Origin of the sequence: Luteimonas saliphila, assembly GCF_016774335.1 — a bacterium.
Classification (GTDB): domain Bacteria; phylum Pseudomonadota; class Gammaproteobacteria; order Xanthomonadales; family Xanthomonadaceae; genus Luteimonas; species Luteimonas saliphila.
Window position 1 is genome coordinate 1 of sequence record NZ_JAETWA010000001.1, and the last position, 5,622, is coordinate 5,622.

3 rRNA genes are annotated in these 5,622 nt (G+C 58.0%); all 3 read right to left on the bottom strand.

From position 1 onward, the window contains the following. Positions 1–52 precede the first annotated feature (52 nt). Positions 53–169, bottom strand: a 5S ribosomal RNA gene (rrf, locus tag JMO03_RS00005). 115 nt (positions 170–284) lie between these two features. Beyond that, positions 285–3,398 (bottom strand): 23S ribosomal RNA (locus JMO03_RS00010). 473 nt (positions 3,399–3,871) lie between these two features. Further along, a 16S ribosomal RNA gene (locus JMO03_RS00015) occupies positions 3,872–5,398 on the bottom strand. The 16S, 23S and 5S rRNA genes sit together here, the layout of an rRNA operon. Positions 5,399–5,622: the final 224 nt, after the last annotated feature.

Sequence of the window (5,622 nt, forward strand, 5' to 3'; positions counted from 1 at the left end):
TGCAGTCAGGCCCCCCGCACCGTGTGGTGTGGGGGGCCTGGCTGTGAAGGGTGTCCGGCGGCGTCCTACTCTCCCACCCCGTCTCCAGGGCAGTACCATCGGCGCTGAAGGGCTGAGCTTCCGGGTTCGGTATGGGACCGGGCGTTTCCCCTTCGCTGTGACCGCCGTAACGTTATCGAGTTGTTCGGGTTCCCCGTGTGTCCCCACCTGGTCAAGGGGTGGGTCGGGGGTGGTGCCCGTTTCTCGGGAACCGCACAGTGGACGCGTGCATAGCAGAAGTGTTGGTGTTGAAGTTGTTGGCTTATTAGTACCGGTCAGCTGCGACAGTCGTTGGTCCTGTCTTCCACTTCCGGCCTATCTACCCAGTGGTCTAGCTGGGTGCCTTCACCCCACGAGGGGGATGGAAACCTCATCTTGAAGCAGGCTTCCCGCTTAGATGCTTTCAGCGGTTATCCCTTCCGAACGTAGCGAACCAGCGGTGCTCCTGGCGGAACAACTGGCATACCAGAGGTTCGTCCGTCCCGGTCCTCTCGTACTAGGGACAGCCCTTCTCAAGTTTCCTGCGCGCGCAGCGGATAGGGACCGAACTGTCTCACGACGTTCTAAACCCAGCTCGCGTGCCGCTTTAATGGGCGAACAGCCCAACCCTTGGGACCTACTCCAGCCCCAGGATGCGACGAGCCGACATCGAGGTGCCAAACCATCCCGTCGATATGGACTCTTGGGGAAGATCAGCCTGTTATCCCCGGGGTACCTTTTATCCGTTGAGCGACGGCGCTTCCACAAGCCACCGCCGGATCACTAGTTCCGACTTTCGTCCCTGCTTGACCTGTCGGTCTCACAGTCAAGCTCCCTTGTGCACTTGCACTCGACACCTGATTGCCAACCAGGCTGAGGGAACCTTTGAGCGCCTCCGTTACATTTTGGGAGGCAACCGCCCCAGTTAAACTACCCACCAGGCACTGTCCCTGATCCGGATCACGGACCGAGGTTAGATGGTCGATGCGGTCAGAGTGGTATTTCAACGGCGACTCCACTCGCGCTGGCGCGCGGGCTTCATAGTCTCCCACCTATCCTACACAAACCGCACCGAACACCAATACCAAGCTATAGTAAAGGTCCCGGGGTCTTTCCGTCCTGCTGCGCGTAACGAGCATCTTTACTCGTAGTGCAATTTCGCCGAGTTCGTGGTTGAGACAGCGGAGAAGTCGTTACGCCATTCGTGCAGGTCGGAACTTACCCGACAAGGAATTTCGCTACCTTAGGATGGTTATAGTTACCACCGCCGTTTACTGGGGCTTAAATTCTGAGCTTCGCTTACGCTGACTCGTCCTCTTAACCTTCCAGCACCGGGCAGGCGTCAGTCCGTATACATCGTCTTGCGACTTCGCACGGACCTGTGTTTTTAGTAAACAGTCGCTTCTCCCTGGTCTCTGCGGCCCTCACCGCTTCCCACCGCTAGGGTGTTCACGGATCGGGCCCCCCTTCTCCCGAAGTTACGGGGGCATTTTGCCGAGTTCCTTAACCACGATTATCTCGATCGCCTTGGTATTCTCTACCTGACCACCTGAGTCGGTTTGGGGTACGGGCGGCTAGAACCTCGCGTCGAGGCTTTTCTTGGCAGCTGAGGATCACCCGATTCCCGCTAGTGCGGTCACCGTCAGTTCTCACCGTCAATGCTTCGCGGATTTGCCTACGAAGCCGGCTACGACCTTGGACGTGGTCTACCATCGCCACGCCGGGCTACCTTCCTGCGTCACCCCTGTTAACACGCTTACCTACTACCGGATTGGGTCCCACGCCGTTGTACCGGTGTCACCCGAAGGTGACGGTGGTACTCGGGGGTGGTCAGCATCACCGGATTCGGTATGGGCGGTTCTTCGCCGGTAGGAGAATATCAACTCCTTGTCCATCGACTACGCCTGTCGGCCTCGCCTTAGGTCCCGACTTACCCAGGGCGGATTAACCTGGCCCTGGAACCCTTGGTCATTCGGCGGACGGGTTTCTCACCCGTCTTTCGCTACTCATGCCTGCATTCTCACTCGTGTGGTCTCCACCGCTAGGTCACCCTGCGGCTTCACTGCCCACACGACGCTCCCCTACCCACCCACACACCTGAACACCCCCTCGAAAGGGAATGCTGGGTAAAGTGTGAGTGCCACGGCTTCGGCGGTGTACTTGAGCCCCGCTACATTGTCGGCGCGGAATCACTTGACCAGTGAGCTATTACGCACTCTTTCAAGGGTGGCTGCTTCTAAGCCAACCTCCTGGTTGTCTGTGCAACTCCACATCCTTTCCCACTGAGCACACGCTTAGGGGCCTTAGCCGGTGGTCTGGGCTGTTTCCCTCTCGACTACGAAGCTTATCCCCCGCAGTCTCACTGCCACGCTCTGGCTTACCGGCATTCGGAGTTTGGTTGACGTCAGTAACCTGGTGAGGCCCATCGGCCATCCAGTAGCTCTACCTCCGGCAAGGAACGCGTGACGCTGCACCTAAATGCATTTCGGGGAGAACCAGCTATCACGAAGTTTGATTGGCCTTTCACCCCTAACCACAGGTCATCCCCTCAGTTTTCAACCTAAGTGGGTTCGGTCCTCCACGCCGTCTTACCGGCGCTTCAACCTGCCCATGGCTAGATCACTTCGCTTCGGGTCTAGACCCGGCGACTGAATCGCCCTATTCGGACTCGCTTTCGCTACGGCTTCCCCACACGGGTTAACCTCGCCACCGAGCACTAACTCGCAGGCTCATTCTTCAAAAGGCACGCCGTCACCCCTGCTAAGGAGGCTCCGACGGATTGTAGGCACACGGTTTCAGGTACTATTTCACTCCCCTCCCGGGGTACTTTTCACCTTTCCCTCACGGTACTTGTCCGCTATCGGTCACTAGGTAGTATTTAGGCTTAGCAAGTGGTCTTGCCAGATTCACACGAGATTTCACGGGCCCCGTGCTACTTGGGATCCCCTTCACCAGGCCGCACCATTTCGTCTACGGGACTCACACCCTCTACGGTCCGCCTTTCAATGCGGTTCGACTATGACACGACTTTCTTACTGGTCCAGACCATGTCAGTGATCTGAGAAAGGTCCCACAACCCCGCACACGCAACGCCTGACAGCTTGACACGCATACGGTTTGGCCTCATCCGCTTTCGCTCGCCACTACTCACGGAATATCTCTTCCTGCCGGTACTGAGATGTTTCACTTCCCGGCGTTCCCCCCTGCACCCTATGAATTCAGGTACAGGTAACCGCACATGACTGCGGCTGGGTTCCCCCATTCGGACATCCTCGGATCACAGCTCGTTTGCCAGCTCCCCGAGGCTTAACGCAGGCTACAACGTCCTTCTTCGGCTCCTAGTGCCAAGGCATCCACCATGTGCCCTTCTAAACTTCGACACACACTACAAATATGCTACAGAAATCCAAGAATAATACTTGAACATCTGGGATGCTCGCGTCCACTGTGCAGTTCTCAAGCAACGGACGGTCCCGCCGGCCACCAGGCCCACCCGACCCCCACACACCCCACCAACCACCACCCCGAAGGACAGCAGCACAGCACGATGAGCGAAGCGGTATGAAGACCCGACCAACGACCCGTATCCATCAAAGGTCACCCGACCACGCAGGCCGGTTGCCTCAGGACCCAACAGTGTGCTCACACGACGAACCAGACACCACCGACCACGTTCCCACCCACCACCGAAGCAGCAGACGTACTAGCAGCCGGCACGCACCCAGCGCACCGCAAACAGTCAATGTTCCACCCAGAGCAACCACCAGACACACGTTCGGCGCCTACGATGGCTGTGCATGACCACCCACCCACGGGGCAGAACCCCACCAGGCGAGCAGTATGTGCTCCTTAGAAAGGAGGTGATCCAGCCGCACCTTCCGGTACGGCTACCTTGTTACGACTTAGTCCCAATCGCCAGTCCCACCTTCGACCACTCCCCCCGGACGAACCGGTTGGGCCATGAGCTTCGGGTGTTACCAACTTTCGTGACTTGACGGGCGGTGTGTACAAGGCCCGGGAACGTATTCACCGCAGCGTTGCTGATCTGCGATTACTAGCGACTCCGACTTCATGGGGTCGAGTTGCAGACCCCAATCCGAACTGAGACCGGCTTTTTGGGATTCGCTCCACCTTACGGTATCGCAGCCCTCTGTACCGGCCATTGTAGCATGCGTGAAGCCCAAGACATAAGGGGCATGATGATTTGACGTCATCCCCGCCTTCCTCCGAGTTGACCCCGGCAGTCTCCCATGAGTCCCCGGCATAACCCGCTGGCAACATGGGACGAGGGTTGCGCTCGTTGCGGGACTTAACCCAACATCTCACGACACGAGCTGACGACAACCATGCACCACCTGTGCACCGACCTTGCGGAACCACCATCTCTGGCAGCGTCCGGTGCATGTCAAGCCTTGGTAAGGTTCTTCGCGTTGCATCGAATTAATCCGCATGCTCCGCCGCTTGTGCGGGCCCCCGTCAATTCCTTTGAGTTTTAGCCTTGCGGCCGTACTCCCCAGGCGGGGCACTTAATGCGTTAGCTGCGGCACGGAACTCGTGGAATGAGCCCCACACCTAGTGCCCAACGTTTACGGCATGGACTACCAGGGTATCTAATCCTGTTCGCTCCCCATGCTTTCGCTCCTCAGCGTCAGTTGCGGCCCAGAGACCTGCCTTCGCCATCGGTGTTCCTCCTGATATCTGCGCATTCCACCGCTACACCAGGAATTCCAGTCTCCCCTACCGCACTCTAGTCTGCCCGTACCCGATGCAAGCCCGAGGTTGAGCCTCGGGTTTTCACACCAGACGCGACAGACCGCCTACGAGCTCTTTACGCCCAATAATTCCGGACAACGCTTGCGCCCTACGTATTACCGCGGCTGCTGGCACGTAGTTAGCCGGCGCTTCTTCTGCAGGTACCGTCCACCCGAAGGCCTTCTTCCCTGCTGAAAGAGGTTTACAACCCGAAGGCCGTCATCCCTCACGCGGCGTCGCTGCATCAGGCTTTCGCCCATTGTGCAATATTCCCCACTGCTGCCTCCCGTAGGAGTCTGGGCCGTGTCTCAGTCCCAGTGTGGCCGGTCGCCCTCTCAGGCCGGCTACCCGTCGACGCCTTGGTAGGCCATCACCCCACCAACAAGCTGATAGGCCGCGAGCCCATCCCCCACCGAAAAACTTTCCAACACCCACCATGCGGCAGATGCTCATATCCGGTATTAGACCCCGTTTCCAAGGCTTATCCCGAAGTGGAGGGCAGGTTGCTCACGTGTTACTCACCCGTTCGCCACTGATCCACCCAGCAAGCTGGGCTTCACCGTTCGACTTGCATGTGTTAAGCACGCCGCCAGCGTTCGTCCTGAGCCAGGATCAAACTCTCCGTAAAAGAGAGAAAACAACCAACAACCCCCAAGGGGCCACCAGTCGCCTATCGATACTGGCCAGACCAAACAGACTAGCTGTTCAATCCAGTCCAAAGGAACCAAAAAGGTTCAAAATTTGGCATTGACTATCAAGCACACTGTTGAGTTCTCAAACAACCGACGCACACCATCCGGACCAGAACTTCCCGTTCCGACCCCGTCCGGGGCAACCCTTCAACCTTACCCG